The organism is Ohtaekwangia kribbensis (assembly GCF_042676245.1).
In the GTDB taxonomy this organism is placed as follows: domain Bacteria; phylum Bacteroidota; class Bacteroidia; order Cytophagales; family Cyclobacteriaceae; genus Ohtaekwangia; species Ohtaekwangia kribbensis.
Map to the genome: position 1 here is coordinate 1,836,677 of NZ_JBHTKA010000001.1, position 16,378 is coordinate 1,853,054.

Below are 16,378 nucleotides of genomic sequence, written 5' to 3' on the forward strand. Positions count from 1 at the left end.
ATATATTATGCTGCAGCTTTTGCTGCCGGCACATTTTTCGGTTCTTTTTCTTTGTCTTTCTCATTTACCTCACCAGTCTGCTCAGCCCATGCACGATCCTGTTCACCGCGGCTCACGCTCAATACAATTCCAATAGACAAGCCGGTAAATACCATGGATGTACCACCCATTGATATTAAGGGTAAAGGTTGTCCGGTGATTGGCCCGAGCCCTACCACAACCCCCATATTTACCATGGCCTGACAGACGAGATCGAAACACAACCCTGCCGAGAGTAAACCTCCGAAGGCTCGCTCACTGTTATAGGACGCTTTCATTCCCCGATGCAATAGCAACAGATATAATGCTAATACAACGATACCTCCCAGCATACCATACTCTTCAATCACGATAGCATATACAAAGTCAGAGTACGGGTGCGGAAGTATATTTCGCTGATCGCTGTTACCCGGACCTTTGCCCACTACTCCACCCGTTGCAACGGCAATGCGCGCGTGCTTGGCCTGGAATGGAAGCTCTGTTCCATTGATGAAGTTGGTGATCCTGTTCTTTGCTGTCTCACCGCGACTACCAAACTTGATCGCCAGTGCACCGAACAGTAATCCAACAAATACCAGCATCGCTAAATATTTGGTTGGCACGCGACCGATGAACATGATCAACATACACGTGATGAGCAACAACACGGCTGTAGACAAGTTTGTGAGTGCGATCAATCCGCAGATCATTCCGCACCAGAACAATATAGGAATCAATGATTCCTTGATATCATCTATATTCTGCTGGCGTTTAGACAACATGCTCGCCAGGTTCACGATCAACGCTAAACTCGCAAAGTCTGAAGGCTGAAATGATCCTACGATCGGCACTTGTATCCAGCGTGCAGCATCATTCAATGTAACACCGTTGGTGAAAGTATATATCAGCAACGGTATACTGATCCACAGGGCAAACTTGGAAATCTTCGAATAGTATCTATAGTCAATCTTGTGGGCGAACCACATCGCAGTTAAACCAGCCAGCACCGTCATGGTATGTTTGATCAACAGATACTCCGGACTCTTGGCATGTTTATAGGCGAGCGTACCAATGGAACTATATACCACAAGCACACTGATCATCGACAATGCAAACACCACTGCCCAGATAACTTTGTCACCCTGCAGATTCTTGTCAGCCCATTCTTTGAATTTAACCATACTATGCCTCCGCTTCTTTCTTTAAGTCCAGTACTGCTTTTCTAAACTGATCTCCGCGATCTTCATAATTCTTAAAGAGATCAAAACTTGCACATGCCGGAGAGAGCAACACCACATCACCAGCCTTTGCCAACGCCAGGGCCATACGCACAAGCTCCTGCACGCTTTGAGTTTCCTGTATCACTGGAACCACATCGCCAAATGCTTTCTTCAGCTTGTCATTCTCTTTACCGAGACAGATCAGTGCGCGTGCCTTCTTGCGTACGTCTTCTTTTATAATGTTATAGTCGTTACCCTTATCCACACCACCGGCAATCCATATCAACGGTTTTTCATAGCTGCCCAGTGCATATACCACCGAGTCTACATTGGTTGCTTTTGAGTCATTTACAAACTCAACACCTTTAATCACCGCCACAGACTCAAGTCGGTGTGGTGCATTTATAAAGGTCTTCAGTCCCTCGCGAATGGCTTCGAGTTTTACGCCTGCGAGGTACGCAGCCGAAACAGCCGCCATGGTATTGATCAGGTTGTGCGGCCCCTTCAGCGTTGTTTCTGATTGCGCTATGGCAAAGCTGTCTTTCAGATTAAAACGCATCTTCTCGCCATCGAAGTATGCCCTGGTGTTGGCATCGCTCTTCAGCGATACTTTCACCTGATTGGGAAGTATATTTTTCCTGGCTACCTCTGTTGCTATCACAGCGTCATCGGTATAGTATATAAAGTGCTGGCTCGCATCCATCTGCTGAATGAGCCTGAACTTGGAGTCGATATACTTCTGCATGGTATACTCGTACCGATCAAGGTGATCAGGCGTAATATTCAAGAGTATACCGATCTCCGGCTTAAACTTCTTGGTACCATCTAACTGGAAGCTGCTCATTTCAAGCACATACCAGTCAAAACTTCTTTCGGTGATCTGACGTGCCATACTGAAACCAACATTGCCGGCCAGTGCTACATTATACCCTGCACTCTTCAGTAAATGATAGGTGAGCAGTGTAGTGGTAGTCTTGCCGTTGGTTCCGGTTATAGCAATGATCTTCCCGTTGATATAGCGTGACGCAAATTCAATCTCATCGATCACCGGTATATTGGCAGCTTTGATCTTTTTAACGATCTCCGCTTTATCCGGTATACCCGGACTTTTAATCACCAGCTGCGCATTGAGTATAGATGCTTCCGTGTGCGTGCCGTCTTCAAAAGCAATAGCATGCTGCTGCAGCTCGGCTTTATACTTGTCTTTGATCTGACCCTGGTCTGATACAAAAACATCAAAGCCCTTCTGCTTCGCGAGCAATGCTGCTCCCGTTCCGCTCTCTCCTGCTCCCAATATGACGATGCGTTCGCTCATTATCTCAATTTCAATGTTGCCAGCGTTATAATCGCCAGCAGTATCCCTACAATCCAGAAGCGTGTTACAATTTTCGCTTCATGTATATTTTTCTTTTGATAGTGGTGGTGCAGGGGCGACATCAAAAAGATTCGTCTGCCTTCACCGTATTTCTTCTTGGTATATTTGAAGTATGATACCTGTATAATTACCGAGAGATTTTCGATGAGGAAAATTCCGCAGAGCGCAGGGATCAGCAATTCTTTACGCACCGCGAGCGCCAGCACAGCAATTACACCACCGAGAGTCAAACTTCCGGTGTCCCCCATGAACACCTGTGCCGGGTATGCATTGTACCAGAGGAAACCAAGGCACGCTCCTACAAACGCTGTACAGAAAATTACCAGCTCTGCCAGGTTTGGTATATACATGATGTTGAGGTAACTACTGAAGTCAATACGACCAGAGAGGTACGCCAGTATAGCCAGTGTCAATCCTATGATTCCCGAAGTACCTGCAGCAAGTCCATCGATACCATCCGTTATGTTTGCGCCATTGGACACGGCTGTGATGATCACGATCACTACCAGTACATAGATTACCCAGGTATATTCTGCAGGAATGAACGGAAATATTTTGCCGTAGTCCAATTCATTGTTCTTTGCGAAAGGAACGGTTGTCTTGGTAGACTTCACATCTTTATACTCAATCTGTGAATCAGGATCTTGCTGAAATGCAACTGTCTCAATGCTTGCCAGCGATGCCGGACTTACTTCGCGCACTACTACAAACTCATTGAAATATAGCACGAGTCCCACAATCACCCCGAGACCTACCTGTCCTACAATTTTAAAGCGGCCTGCAAGACCTTCTTTATTCTTGCGGAATACTTTGATATAGTCATCAAGGAAACCGATAATACCCAGCCAGCATGTTGCAACGATAAGCAGTACTACATATACATTGTCCAGTTTGGCGAACAGCAACGTTGGTATAAGTATCGCAGCAATGATGATAAGACCGCCCATAGTAGGCGTTCCTTTTTTCTGGATCTGTCCTTCCAGACCGAGATCACGTATATCTTCACCCACCTGCTTTTTACGCAGGAAATTGATCAGGTTCTTACCAAACGTTATCGTTATCAAAAGCGAAAGGAATGCTGCCATTCCTGCGCGGAATGATATATACTGAAACACCCCGGCTCCGGGTATATCCAGTGAATTCAAATAATCAAACAAATAATACAGCATCTCGGTCGTCTAAATTTTTCGTATACTATATATCTTTTAGTTTCAATCTTTTTTGCAGCGCGGCTAGTTATTAAACATTTTCAACATCCGCTCCACTACCTTGCGATCATCAAAAGGATACTTTACTCCTTTTATCTCCTGGTAATCTTCATGGCCTTTGCCGGCCACCAGAATGATGTCATTTTCTTTCGCCATCATGCAGGCAGTCTTGATTGCTTCTTCACGGTCTGCCATTACCAGTGTCTTGCGCGTTTCAGAAGGGGTTACACCAGTCTGCATCTCGCGGATGATCTCCATCGGATCTTCATCACGCGGATTGTCAGACGTGAGTACCACTTTATCACTTAAGCGACAGGCGATGGATGCCATCAGCGGCCGCTTGGTCTTGTCTCTGTTTCCACCACAGCCAACCACCGTAATTACCTGTTCATTGCCGGTGCGGAACTGTGCTATAGTCTCCAATACATTTTTCAATGCATCCGGAGTATGTGCGTAGTCCACTATAGCAATGATCTTCGAACCAGGCATTACCAGTTCAAATCTTCCGGGTGCACCGCGTAACGATGAAAGCTGTGTGAGCACTTCATCGGCATCTTCTCCGAGTAATACAGCGGCACCGTATACTCCGAGTAAATTATAGGCGTTGAAGTCACCGATCATCTGAAACCATACATTTTTACCTCCGATCTCAATTTCGAGACCTTCGATCGAATTGGTGATGATCTTTCCTTTGAAGTCAACCATCTTCTTAAGGCCAAAGCTATACTTAGTAGCTTTTGTATTCTGCAGCATCACCATGCCGCGCTTGTCATCGGCATTTACCACGGCAAATGCATCGGTCGGCAGATCGTCAAAGAACTTTTTCTTTGCTTTTATATAGTTCTCGAATGTCTTGTGATAATCGAGGTGATCGTGCGTGATGTTTGTGAATATAGCACCCACGAATTTTATCCCGGCTATACGCTCCTGGTCTACGGCATGTGAGCTCACTTCCATAAAAACGTGCGAACATCCGTGTTCAACCATTTTTTTAAGAAGGTCGTTCAGCTGTATCGGATCGGGTGTTGTATGCGTAGCTGGAATTATTTTTTCTGCTATTCTGTTTTCAACGGTAGAGATCAGTCCGACCGTATAGCCAAGCTTGGTAAACAATTGGTACAGTAGGGTAGCCGTTGTGGTCTTGCCATTGGTACCGGTAACACCTGTGAGTTTTACTTTCTCGGATGGATTGCCATAGAAGTTCGAAGCAATTATACCGAGTGCCTGCGCACTGTCTTTTACAGTAACATAGGTAACAGACTCGTTGATCACTCCGGGTAATTTTTCACACACAACGGAGGCGGCACCCGCATTGATGGCTGTTGTTATATAATCATGCCCGTCTGAAAGTGTACCTTTTACAGCAACAAATAAAAAGCCTGGCTTTGCTTTGCGCGAATCAAAGCACACTCCGTTTACGGCAACGCTCATGTTACCGTAGCTCGAAGTGAGAGAAACTTTATATAGTATATCTTTTAATTCAGCCACGTCCTTTTACGCTTCAGAGTTATCCACAATTTTTATTCACAATTCCACATTTATACTAATTCAACCGTATATAGATGCGATCGCCTTTTGAGACACGCGCACCCGCTGCTATAGATTGATCCTGCACGCGTCCTTTTCCTTCGTAGAAAACATTGAGGCCGGATTTCTCCAATAAGTATATCGCATCGCGGAAAGTCATTCCCTTTACATCAGGCACTACGCCTTTTCCTTCAATTGCTTTTTTCCAGTTAACACCATTGCCTGAACGTGATGAACGTACCCATTCATTTTCAGTAAGTGAATGATTGGACACTCCCAACTCATTACACAACATCGTTAACTCCTGCTGGTTCCCCGCACGTATCACCGGCAGTACATCAGTCTTCGTAAACTTCTTGATGTCCATCGGCTGATGCAGGTTTATATCACGCGCGTATATATTATCGGCGATCTCTTTAAACACCGGTGCTGCCACACTGCTTCCGTACTGATACCAGCCTCTCGGATTCTTGATCATTACCATCGCGCTATATTTAGGTTCGTGTGCCGGAAAGTATCCAACAAATGAGGTAACATATTTTTTCGTATAGCGACCTTTGTCCAATATCTGGGCTGTACCCGTTTTACCAGCTATACGGTAATGTGTTCCTTTTATATTCTTAGCCGTTCCATTCTCTACTACACCCTCCAATAGAAGTCTCAATTGATCCAATGTCTTATCAGAACATATACTGTTGTTGATTACCTCTGTCTCAAACTTCGTTTCGTCTTCATCAGCATGCTTGATTGCTCTTACAAACACCGGCTTGATCATTTTACCATTGTTCGCTACTGCGTTATACAGTGCGAGTGTATGCAGTGGTGTGATTTCAAAACCATACCCGTAGGCCATCCAGGGTAAACTTATACCGCTCCAGCCTTTCTGTCCGGGGCGCTTGATCTTAGGAGTTGGTTCACCAACAATCTGAATACCCAGCGGTTGAGACAGTTTAAGCTGATCGATATAGTCTACAAACTTTTGCGGATGCAAACCGAAATGTTTATCAACCAGTTTAGCCATCGCTACGTTTGACGAATGCTCGAAGGCTTCTTTAATGGTTACAGTACCAAGACCATGGTCTTCGTGATCGCGTACCGTTTTATTGTAGAACGTGAATTCTCCGTCACCTACATCAATACTGTCACTTAATTCCATGTTGGTGTCTTCCAACAATGCAATCATGGTAACCAGCTTGAATGTTGAACCTGGCTCGAACAATCCTGCCGCAGCAAAGTTGAATTTCTCATAGAACCCACCGTGACCATCGCTGCTCAGGTTTGATATAGCTTTGATCTCACCGGTGGCAACTTCCATTACCGCTACCAGTCCATCGTCTGCATCGTGCTGTACCATGGCTTTGTGTAGAGCTGTCTCCGCTACATCCTGCAGGTTAATGTCCAATGTAGTTTGCAGATCAAGACCATCTACCGCTTTTACGTTGTTGGCATCGTATACCGGCTTCCATATACCACCTGATATTTTCTGATAGTACGCATAACCGTCCTGACCGCCAAGCTGCTTATCGAACGAGAATTCAAGTCCGGCACCTTTGTCATTTTCATTGATGAATCCGATCGTTCTGCTGCTCAGGTTTGAGAAGGGATGATATCGCACATCCACCTTTTCAAATATAGCACCGCCCCGAAGCCGGCCTTCACGAAATATAGGCCAGTCCATCATCATCTTCTTGTCCTGATAATCGATGCGCTTGCGGTTGAGTATAATATACTGTTTGTGTGATCTGCGAGCATCGATCAACATGCGTCTGTAATCCTCTCTCGACTTGTCCTTAAAAAATCGTGACAAGTGGTATGCGAGAGAATCCACACCTTTATTGAACACTTCTTCTTTCGGAAGCGAAGCATCGAAAGCGATCTTGTAGAATGGCAGCGATGTAGCCAGCAGGCTTCCGTTGTCGGAGTATATATTTCCGCGGGTTGCTTTTACACGTTTATAGTCAAATGAAATACGTTCGCCCATCTTGGCCCACTTCTCCCCTTCTACAAACTGAATATGTCCTGTTTTTATCACTACCGCGACAGCAAACAGAACAACAAACAGAAATGCAATCCTTGCTCTTAATAATATGGACTTCTTAATATTCACCTTTCTCTACAACAATTTTATAAGGTGGTGTAAAGCTTTCTTTTAATCCGTAACCATTTACTTTTCTAGCAACTTCCGATTGCTTGCTGGCAAACATCAGGTCTGCTTTCAAAGTAGTATAATCAGCGCGCAGGTCTTCCACTTCAGCCTGTATCGCGTTAATGTCGCGTACCGTCTTTTCTGCGTAGTGCGTGTTGCTGATATATAGTATACCTAACAATAACACGAAGAGTATCTTGGGCAGGTACTGCACCGGGAAACCTTCTTCAAAATAACTTTCAAGCTTCAAACGCTTTTCGCTAGCTGAGAACATACCACTACCCGTACTGCCTGTGCTTGCCCTTGTGGAAGAAGCCTCAGGTTTGCCGGGTTTGATTTTGAATTTGTTCTCCATCTTCGTTACTCGTTATTCGTTGTCAGTTAATCGTTAATGGTTACCTAATCGCTATACATAGTTACGGTTAACGATTAACGGTTAATTTCTGCCAGTTTCGCTGCTACACGAAGTTTCGCACTGCGTGCGCGGCTGTTACCGCTGATCTCCTCCTCCGTTGCTTCTATCGGTTTGCGATATACGGCTTCGAAAGGTTTGAGCTCATTACCAAAAAAGTCTTTGTCTACTTCCCCAAAGACTTTCCCTTTGTTGATGTAGTTCTTTACCATTCTGTCCTCGAGCGAGTGATACGACATCACTACCAGGCGTCCACCGGTTTCCATCACTTCGCCACACTGGTGCAAAAAATTTTCGAGTGCTTTCATCTCAGCATTCACTTCGATGCGTAACGCCTGAAACACCTGGGCGAAATATTTATTCTCTTTACCGCGCGGAGCAACTGTTCTTAAAGCTGCTTTTAAATCTTCCGTACGATCAAAGGGATGGTTAACGCGCTGTTGGGTAATGAGTCGGGCAACGGTCTTTGCATTCTTCAACTCTCCGTACATACCAAAGAGTTTATGCAGCTGATCTTCGCTATATTCATTCAACACCTTTGCTGCTGTGAGCGATATAGTCTGATCCATCCGCATATCGAGAGGTCCATCAAAGCGAGTTGAGAAACCACGTTCGGGTGAATCAATCTGGTGTGAAGAAATTCCAAGATCAGCCAGTATACCGTTGACCTTTGTTACTCCATTCAACTTCAGATACTTTTTCATGTACATGAAGTTGGCCTGACAAAATGTAAAAGAACTACTGTTTATTTTTTCGGCTTCGCGCTTCGCATCTTCGTCCTGATCAAAAGCAATCAACCGACCACCCTTGATATACCGAAGAATCTCCGCACTATGCCCACCTCCACCGAAGGTTACATCTACATATATACCATCTGCCTGAATCTGCAGTGCGTCTATGCATTCCTGTAGCATCACAGGTTTGTGATAGCCGCTGGCTGCTGGCTGCTGGCTGCTGGACTCAGACATCTGAATTTATTTTATTAATAAAGCCATTGATCTTCCGTTGCTCACGCAATACTTCCGACATTACTTTTGATATGACTTTATCTTCCATTAAGTCTAATCTTTCTGTTACCAGTAAAACTGTTTCAAGCTCAAAAGCAGAACCAAGAGAAGTCTCCAGGTAATATTTATACTCTTTCTTGCTTGCCTTTGCACTGCCTTCTGCAATGTTTAGAACTATTGATACTGCTGCACGTGTAAGCTGGCTTCTTAGTCCATACTTCTCTTCATGAGGGAGTAGCGTAGCAAGCCGGTAAGTCTCTTCCATCAACTCCATTCCCTTCTGCCAGATCAATAACTTCTTAAAATCCTTCATATATACCTAACACTTTTTGCCAGCGGCAAGAAACCAGCAGCCAGCAACGAACTTCAAACAGCACAACTTCAGGAGTATATATATACTTGTTTGCAACGTGCAACAAGCGCTATTGCTCTCCCAGGTATTTCTGCGCCAACTCAGACAATTCACTTGGATCTTGAATCAGGTGCTTCTCGTACAGAGTTGGATTCCATACTTCTACTTTGTTTCCCATGCCGACCAGGATTACGTCCTTGTCGATCTGGGCATGCGCTAAGTACTTCTTCGGAATCAGGATGCGGCCGTTGTTATCCATTTCGACCTCCGTGGTTCCTGCGAAAAAACTGCGCTGCAGCGGTACAGCTTCTTTATTAAACTCATTCAATCCCGAAATCTTCGAGAAGACCTTGTTGAACTCCACCATCGGGTAGATTATGAGGCATGGATCGAGCGACTTACGGATCATGAGCACATTGCCTTCGTTCTCAGGCAATTGTGCCTTGATCCGCGCAGGCAGCACCAGGCGGCCCTTCGCATCAAGTTTGCTCTCATATTCACTGGTGAAGAAAGTCATAGACGTGTAGTGGTTGTCTTTTTCTCCTAAGCAAACATAGGTAATTTTAAACCACTTTCAACCACTTTCAACCACTTTTTTCCATTTTCTTCGAAAAAAGCACATTTCTGGCCTCTCAAAAGCTGTTTTTAGCTGTTGAGGAAATTTTTTAAGCGGACGAAATAATGGATTTCTGCTTTGTTTTGAGGGTTTTAAAATGCCGGTGGTATAAAGTGGGAGGTTTAGGGATGATTATGGAGTATTTTGACTCGTCAAACACCGACCGGCTTCACGGAACGCCAGAAATGAAAAAAGCCACGTGAAGACTTCACGCGGCTTTTTAACCTAACCTACCCCTCTATCTTTCTTTACTTAATCGACTTACCTTTACCTAAACATCGACCAGTATCGTTTTGTTGCTATATATAGTCAACTTTATTAATTGCTCTTTTCGTATTGCATGCGGGCAACACCTTTTGAAATAGTCCATGAAGGATAACCAGTCATGGCTACAACACCCGTCTGTCTTGCTGAACGTCTTGCGTTCATCTGTTGTACGCCCTTGGATACATTCCAGGCAACATCACCGGTTGTAATTTTTGCAGGTACAAAACGAATATCCCTGAACTGGATACGTTGTACTTCTTTAGATACTGTCCAGTAAGGATAGTTATCGGTCTTACCTGTGTCCTGAGCCTGCGCTGCAAGCGCTACACCGGTTATCAGGATGACGACTAAGCCTAACTTTTTCATAGCGTTTTTGTAATTTGTTTCTGATACAATTTTACGTACAGGTCACGCCTTATGATATTAGGAAACACTTACAGTGGAATTAGAATTTAATTAGGACATTAGAAAGAAATTAGAATACCTATAGAATGTATAGCATGTGCTTGCATTCATAGACAAAATGCGTTTATAATGCTTTGCTATGAAACTACTGGTAGTTGAAGATGAAACAAAAGTCGCGGAAGTATTAAAGCGCGGCCTGACAGAAGCAGGTTATGAAACCGATGTTGCATACGATGGACAGATCGGATTGCGTCTGGCAAAAAGCGGAAGCTACGATCTTGTGCTCCTCGATATTAACCTGCCGTTGCTGAACGGACTGGAGCTGTGCAAGCAACTTCGCGAAACAGATGAAGTTACCCCGGTACTGATGCTGACGGCACTCGGCATGAGCGATGATATCGTTGCCGGACTGGAAGCCGGAGCGGATGATTATCTTCCCAAACCGTTTCGCTTCAACGAGCTATATGCACGCATCAAAGCGCTTACGAGGAGAAAGAAAATATATGCCGATCATTTTACACAGCCGGAATCCGGTGAGCAGGATAAATTTGTACTGGCTGACCTGGAGATTGATTTCGATGCGCGTGAAGTAAAACGATCCGGTAAGGCAATTCAACTTACCGCTAAAGAATATGCCCTGCTCGAGTATCTCGCCAAGAATGCCGGCAAGGTTCGCTCACGACTGGAAATTGCAGAATCGGTATGGGGATTGAATTTTGAGACCGGCACAAACTTTATCGATGTATATATTAACTATGTACGCAACAAAGTAGATAAACCGTTTCGTCCGAAACTGATTCACACGGTGACCGGCTTCGGGTATATATTAAAACTTCCGGAGGCGTGAAAATACGACAGCGACTCGCCCTGCGGTTTACAATTGTAAGTGCACTGGTTACCGGTGCCATTCTTATCATTATCTATTTTTTTACAAGAGGTTTTGTTCACTCTGATTTTGTTGATCGCTTAACACAACAGTCGAGTCTTGAAGTATTGCACTATGCTACACCGCAGGTAAAAGACATTATGCCTTCGGGTACATTCAACCTGGTGAATCCTTCTACCTCTATATTTTCTGAGACAGGAGAATTACTGCACCGCCAGGGAGATTTTATTGTACCGAAAACATGGATAACATTCTTACGAGACAACGATCTTTTCAATGCCGAGCGCGGTGTATATACTACTGTAGGACGCAAGCATGTTGTAAACGGACATTTATACCTTGTTTTTGTTTCGGACAAAGATCTGCCCGGTGAGCGCGAATTAATTTTCCTACTGAAAGCAACTGTAGTGGGTTGGGCGATCAGTCTTGTGCTCTCCTATCTCACCGGACTATATTTCTCCGGCAATGCCTTGCAACCGGTGAAGCGTGTAGTGCAGGAGGTAAATCACATCACACATGATAATCTGAGTTACCGTCTCAAGATCGACAAAGAAGAAAGCGCGATTGACGAGATCGATGAACTGATACTTACGTTCAACGCACTGCTTACCCGCATCGAGCGCGCATTCATTACGCAAAGACGCTTTGTGCAGAATGCTTCGCACGAATTGAAAACACCACTCACCGCGATCATGGCAGAAGTAGAGCTGGCGCTTACACGCGAACGTCCTTCTGAAGAATACCAACGTACGCTTCAGGTAGTGCTACAGGAAACCGAACGACTGGCCAGTACAACGCAAGGGCTACTGCTTCTGGCGCGTCTCGAAGAAAGTGCTAGCAAAGCCGAACTTGATTCCCTGGATGTAGCCGAACTGTTAGACAGAACACTCGCAGCCTTCAGTATGCATCACCCCGAGCGCCCGGTAATCAAGGAAGGAAAAACATCATCACTATATATACAGGGCAATGCACAGTTGTTACAAACAGCATTGTTAAATATTCTGGACAATGCCTATAAATACTCTTCGGACAAGATTAATGTTTCACTGGCCACCAACGAAAAAGAAGTAATTATAGCCGTTCAGGATTACGGCATCGGTATACCGGCCAGCGAACTGAACAGAATTCGTTCACCACTCTTTCGTGCCTCGAATGTCAGCAGTATACCCGGAGCAGGTCTTGGTCTCTCGCTTGTAGATCGCATCATACTTGTAAACCACGGCCGCTTCGAAATCACGAGTGAGGAAGGGAAAGGCACCAAGTGCGTCATCCGATTGCCGTTGTTGCTTTAGAAATTGAAAAATTGGAAGATTGCAAAATTCGAAAATTGAAGGCAGGCAATCTTGTAATTTTCAATTTTACAATTTTCCAATCACGCTAATCCTCCAATTCCCCCACGTCACGGGTTATTAGATGATAGTCTTCGGTAAGATTGTGATTCTTGAAATAGGTTTGCAGGGCCAATGATCTGTTCTTTACATCGAAGCCCAGGTTCCAGTATAATTTTTTCAGACATTCTGAGCATAGTCGGTTAGGACGTTCGTCTGTTTCATATAGACTATTGCTACCATTCATTACACATACGGCATGCGTACAATGCTGGCATGAGAACATATGTCCTATTTCGTGAGAGGATGTTTTGATGAATCGCTCGAGGCACAGACCAAAATTAGAATCATTCAGGGCGCCTTCATGAAAGCGAATGAAAGATGATACACCTACACGCTTTTTTAAACGGGCTTGCCCGAAAACAAAATTCCATGCTTCAGCAGGGTATAGATCTTTCTGTGTAATGCCCATAATCACAATAGCATCTTCCGGAATAGCTTTTGCCAGCATGTGATCCAGTATATAGCTCGTCAATAATTGTTCATATCCCTCCTCACGCGTTCTTCGTGCCGTGGCTGGTATAGTACTGTCACGGATGGTTGGCAACACGATCGTTTTCAAATGAAAGAATATTTCCAGGTATTCTGCTGTATACCGTATTAAATTATCCTCGTCAGCAGCAAAGGTGCCAATGGGCTGAAGGTATATATATTTTTGCATAGCACTGGGCGACACCGGTGCAGACTTTCGGTACTGTTCAAAATTCTGTCCATGCTCTTCATGTTCAAAAAGCCAGTCGCCCTGCATGGGCGCATCCATCGTTACATCATACGGCACGAGTTTTTTTATCAGCGCAAAATCTTTTGTTCGCGGATCAGCTTTCTTCTCAGAACACCCCGACAACATCAGGATGAGCAAAAGCAAAGCATATTGCAGAGGGGGTGACTGGTTAGGGTTCACTGCTAAACATTAAGGGTCACCTAATATGACAATTATTATCGGGATTAGCTATCGTTACTCCAATTATATATACCTGTATAAACAGGTAAAGCCAGCACGTCACCCCGCACTGGCCTTACCAATAAATTATACTATATGTTTTTACTCAGTTCGCAACGTATCCGCCGGATTGGACACAGCCGAACGTATAGACCGGTAACTCACCGTGAGCAATGAAATAACAAGTGTTGCTACCAGGCCCAGTAAAAATACCCACCAATGTATCCCCGTACGATATGCAAAACCGGAAAGCCATTCGTTCATGAAATACCATGCCAGTGGCGCAGCTATAATAAACGCCATCACGATAAGCTTTATAAACTCTTTCGAAAATAACATTACGATACTGCCCACCGATGCGCCCAGCACTTTGCGTATACCTACTTCCTTCAGTTTTTGATTCGCCATAAAGGAGATCAATCCATATAGTCCCAGACACCCGATAAAGATGGATATACCGGCAAAGATCTTAAACAGCGTAAACGTGCGCTCATCCTGACGGTACAGATCGGCAAGTTTCTCATCGAGGAACTCATATTCGAAATAATAATCCGGAAATACAGCACTCCATTCTTTTTCAATGAACGCTATCGTTTCGCTGAAGTTGGCCGCATTTACTTTTACCCCGAGGTCGTAATAGAAATATGGAAAGTTGACCAGCACCACCGGTTCGATCGAATTATGAAGCGAAGACGAATGGAAGTCCTCCACCACACCTACAACCTCCGCATTAATTTTAGATACACCGGTGGTTATATTTTTTCCCAGTATATCTTCCGGGTTGCTAAAACCCAGTCGTTTAACTGCCGATTCATTCACTATATATACATGGTGTTGCTCTTCATCTTTCAGATTCATGTCAGCGAGTTTTTCATCGGTCTCGGTAAACCAGCGACCGGCTTTCAGTTTTACGCCATACGTATCGAGGTAATGGCTATCAACCGGCTTTACTCCAATACTATATAGTTCAGAAGGGCCTCGTTCTGACAGAAAATAATTTGTCCCAAAGTTATTGTCTGATGTAGGAGCACCCAGCGAGAACGAAAGGCTTTGTATGGCAGGGTTCCGCTCCAGGCGGTTACGAAGCGATTCCATCAGCTCTGCCTTTATATCAGGCACCGGTATATTTATCACTGCGTTCTTATCAAACCCCAGTGGTTTATTTCGGAAATATTGCATTTGTTCGGCAATAATGAGTGTACCAATGATCAGCACTTGCGCGATCATAAACTGAAATACAACCAGTGTCTTGCGCACCACGGCACCGGAGCTTCCCTGCGCTGTAATTTTATTCTTCAGTACAATGGCAGGATTATAGCCCGACAAGATCATAGCAGGATAAAACCCGGAAAGGAACGTTACCAGTATAAGGAGTACCAGCAAAAAAATGAGTAGCAACGGATTGGCTAACAGGTTCAGATCCAGCTTGCGTTCCAGGAAACTATTCAGCCATGGTAAAATCCATTCGGTAATACAGAGTGAAATCAGAATTGCCACACTCGTTAACAAAAGTGTCTCTCCCAAAAAATACACCGTAAGCTGACCGCGTTTTGCTCCGAGTGTTTTGCGGATACCAATTTCTTTAGACTTGCGTATAGCCAGTGCGGTAGCAAGGTTTACAAAATTTATACAGGCAATGAACAGTATAAACGCACCGAGTATGCCCATCACCAGCAGATCGGTATACGATGCATTAAAGGCTGGCCCCGGATTCTCGGTATAGGCCTGATCGAAATGTATAGCTTTCAAGGGTTGCAGCTTATACATTTTACGCTGGGCATCTTCATTCGAATGATACTTCGCTACAAACGGACCGAGACGTTTCTCGACATCTGTAGCTGCTATATTTTCAGGTAGTGAAAAATAAGCATAACCGGAAGCCGTCAATCCCCATTGATCAATCGGCATGCCGCCCAGAAAATCTCCGGTAAAGGAAGGCATCGATACGATCATCGAAAAAGTTATATGCGAAGTTGCCGGAGGGTCCTGAACAATACCAGCCACTTCAACTTCCACGCGGTTATCAATTTTGATTGTAAGGTGGTCGCGGCCTTTCATGATTTTATCCGCCAGAGACTTCGTCAGAAATACCTTACCGGGCTGCCCCAGTTCTTCGCGCGGATTTCCGGAGAGAACTTTAAAATCAAATACATCAAAGAACAGTGAATCAGCAAAGACTATATTTTCCGTTTTCACCTTTTCGTCCCCTATTTTCAGCATGACTTCATCCTGGTAATGCAGTTGTGTTACGAGGGGTATATCTGCAAAATCATTTCGAAAAGCTTTTACAAACGGGTATGGTGTAGTGGAACCATTGCTCTCACCGGAGGCAGTTCTGCTTTCCATTACGACCCGGTATATCTGGTCGTATCGCGTATGAAATTTATCAAAGCCCAGGTCGTACGTAACGAGCAGGAAGATGATAATGCAAGCCGTGATACCAATGGTAAGGCCCAGAATGTTGATGAGCGTGTAATTCTTGTTACGTAGAAAATTCCGGAACGTAAGGATGAGATAGTTTCTGATCATGTGTTAACCGCATTATTTTTCATCATCCGTTATCCAAAGACGGTGCCAGACGTGTATCATATTGATTTTCAAACATTAAGAC

Annotated in this window: 14 protein-coding genes; 2 read left to right on the top strand and 12 right to left on the bottom strand. The window is 44.5% G+C overall.

The window, feature by feature from the left end; genetic code table 11:
- Nucleotides 1-5 precede the first annotated feature (5 nt).
- The 10 genes from ACFQ21_RS07330 to ACFQ21_RS07375 all read right to left on the bottom strand — a co-directional run bounded on the left by ACFQ21_RS07330 (nt 6) and on the right by ACFQ21_RS07375 (nt 10,514).
- On the bottom strand, nt 6-1,199 hold the full coding sequence (locus ACFQ21_RS07330) for an FtsW/RodA/SpoVE family cell cycle protein (protein WP_377576971.1): 1,194 nt from the start codon (nt 1,197-1,199) through the stop codon (nt 6-8).
- A gap of 1 nt (nt 1,200) precedes the next feature.
- Nucleotides 1,201-2,553 carry a UDP-N-acetylmuramoyl-L-alanine--D-glutamate ligase gene (gene murD, locus ACFQ21_RS07335; protein ID WP_377576974.1) on the bottom strand — a complete coding sequence of 451 codons (1,353 nt, stop codon included), beginning with the start codon at nt 2,551-2,553 and terminating at the stop codon, nt 1,201-1,203.
- Nucleotides 2,553-3,782: a phospho-N-acetylmuramoyl-pentapeptide-transferase gene (gene mraY / locus ACFQ21_RS07340; RefSeq protein ID WP_377576977.1), complete on the bottom strand. Its 1,230-nt coding sequence runs from the start codon at nt 3,780-3,782 to the stop codon at nt 2,553-2,555. Before mraY ends, murD begins: the two co-directional genes overlap by 1 nt.
- A 63-nt stretch (nt 3,783-3,845) precedes the next feature.
- Complete coding sequence (locus ACFQ21_RS07345) at nt 3,846-5,309, bottom strand: UDP-N-acetylmuramoyl-L-alanyl-D-glutamate--2,6-diaminopimelate ligase (protein WP_377576980.1); 1,464 nt, start codon at nt 5,307-5,309, stop codon at nt 3,846-3,848.
- A gap of 55 nt (nt 5,310-5,364) precedes the next feature.
- Nucleotides 5,365-7,455 (bottom strand): penicillin-binding protein, encoded by a 2,091-nt coding sequence (locus ACFQ21_RS07350; protein WP_377576983.1) that lies wholly within the window; start codon nt 7,453-7,455, stop codon nt 5,365-5,367.
- Complete coding sequence (locus tag ACFQ21_RS07355; RefSeq protein WP_377576986.1) at nt 7,445-7,849, bottom strand: FtsL-like putative cell division protein; 405 nt, start codon at nt 7,847-7,849, stop codon at nt 7,445-7,447. The genes ACFQ21_RS07350 and ACFQ21_RS07355 overlap by 11 nt, the downstream gene beginning before the upstream one ends.
- A gap of 74 nt (nt 7,850-7,923) precedes the next feature.
- Nucleotides 7,924-8,874 carry a 16S rRNA (cytosine(1402)-N(4))-methyltransferase RsmH gene (gene rsmH, locus ACFQ21_RS07360; RefSeq protein ID WP_377576989.1) on the bottom strand — a complete coding sequence of 317 codons (951 nt, stop codon included), beginning with the start codon at nt 8,872-8,874 and terminating at the stop codon, nt 7,924-7,926.
- Complete coding sequence (locus ACFQ21_RS07365) at nt 8,867-9,226, bottom strand: four helix bundle protein (protein WP_377576992.1); 360 nt, start codon at nt 9,224-9,226, stop codon at nt 8,867-8,869. The genes rsmH and ACFQ21_RS07365 overlap by 8 nt, the downstream gene beginning before the upstream one ends.
- Nucleotides 9,227-9,335: 109 nt before the next feature.
- Nucleotides 9,336-9,782, bottom strand: a complete 447-nt coding sequence (gene mraZ / locus ACFQ21_RS07370) for a division/cell wall cluster transcriptional repressor MraZ (protein ID WP_377576995.1) — start codon at nt 9,780-9,782, stop codon at nt 9,336-9,338.
- Between the two features lie 417 nt (nt 9,783-10,199).
- Complete coding sequence (locus ACFQ21_RS07375) at nt 10,200-10,514, bottom strand: hypothetical protein (protein ID WP_377576998.1); 315 nt, start codon at nt 10,512-10,514, stop codon at nt 10,200-10,202.
- Nucleotides 10,515-10,692: 178 nt separating this feature from the next.
- On the opposite strand from ACFQ21_RS07375, the gene ACFQ21_RS07380 reads away from it, so the two are divergent.
- Both ACFQ21_RS07380 and ACFQ21_RS07385 read left to right on the top strand, forming a co-directional pair.
- Entirely contained in the window at nt 10,693-11,400 is a 708-nt protein-coding gene (locus ACFQ21_RS07380) for a response regulator transcription factor (protein ID WP_377577001.1), read from the top strand.
- The gene (locus ACFQ21_RS07385; protein WP_377577004.1) at nt 11,397-12,731 is read left to right on the top strand and encodes a sensor histidine kinase; all 1,335 of its coding nucleotides are present in this window, start codon (nt 11,397-11,399) and stop codon (nt 12,729-12,731) included. The genes ACFQ21_RS07380 and ACFQ21_RS07385 overlap by 4 nt, the downstream gene beginning before the upstream one ends.
- 85 nt (nt 12,732-12,816) lie before the next feature.
- On the opposite strand, the gene ACFQ21_RS07390 is transcribed toward ACFQ21_RS07385, so the two are convergent.
- Both ACFQ21_RS07390 and ACFQ21_RS07395 read right to left on the bottom strand, forming a co-directional pair.
- Complete coding sequence (locus ACFQ21_RS07390; protein ID WP_377577007.1) at nt 12,817-13,686, bottom strand: archaemetzincin; 870 nt, start codon at nt 13,684-13,686, stop codon at nt 12,817-12,819.
- Between the two features lie 183 nt (nt 13,687-13,869).
- Nucleotides 13,870-16,296 carry an ABC transporter permease gene (locus ACFQ21_RS07395; protein ID WP_377577010.1) on the bottom strand — a complete coding sequence of 809 codons (2,427 nt, stop codon included), beginning with the start codon at nt 16,294-16,296 and terminating at the stop codon, nt 13,870-13,872.
- Nucleotides 16,297-16,378 lie beyond the last annotated feature (82 nt).

What these genes read in the sequence shown, in the direction of transcription:
- mraY (WP_377576977.1), bottom strand. Translation starts at nt 3,782, where the DNA reads ATGCTGTATTATTTGTTTGATTATTTGAATTCACTGGATATACCCGGA.
- ACFQ21_RS07395 (WP_377577010.1), bottom strand. Translation starts at nt 16,296, where the DNA reads ATGATCAGAAACTATCTCATCCTTACGTTCCGGAATTTTCTACGTAAC.
- ACFQ21_RS07380 (WP_377577001.1), top strand. Translation starts at nt 10,693, where the DNA reads ATGAAACTACTGGTAGTTGAAGATGAAACAAAAGTCGCGGAAGTATTA.
- ACFQ21_RS07330 (WP_377576971.1), bottom strand. Translation starts at nt 1,199, where the DNA reads ATGGTTAAATTCAAAGAATGGGCTGACAAGAATCTGCAGGGTGACAAA.
- ACFQ21_RS07375 (WP_377576998.1), bottom strand. Translation starts at nt 10,514, where the DNA reads ATGAAAAAGTTAGGCTTAGTCGTCATCCTGATAACCGGTGTAGCGCTT.
- rsmH (WP_377576989.1), bottom strand. Translation starts at nt 8,874, where the DNA reads ATGTCTGAGTCCAGCAGCCAGCAGCCAGCAGCCAGCGGCTATCACAAA.
- murD (WP_377576974.1), bottom strand. Translation starts at nt 2,553, where the DNA reads ATGAGCGAACGCATCGTCATATTGGGAGCAGGAGAGAGCGGAACGGGA.
- ACFQ21_RS07355 (WP_377576986.1), bottom strand. Translation starts at nt 7,849, where the DNA reads ATGGAGAACAAATTCAAAATCAAACCCGGCAAACCTGAGGCTTCTTCC.
- mraZ (WP_377576995.1), bottom strand. Translation starts at nt 9,782, where the DNA reads ATGACTTTCTTCACCAGTGAATATGAGAGCAAACTTGATGCGAAGGGC.
- ACFQ21_RS07365 (WP_377576992.1), bottom strand. Translation starts at nt 9,226, where the DNA reads ATGAAGGATTTTAAGAAGTTATTGATCTGGCAGAAGGGAATGGAGTTG.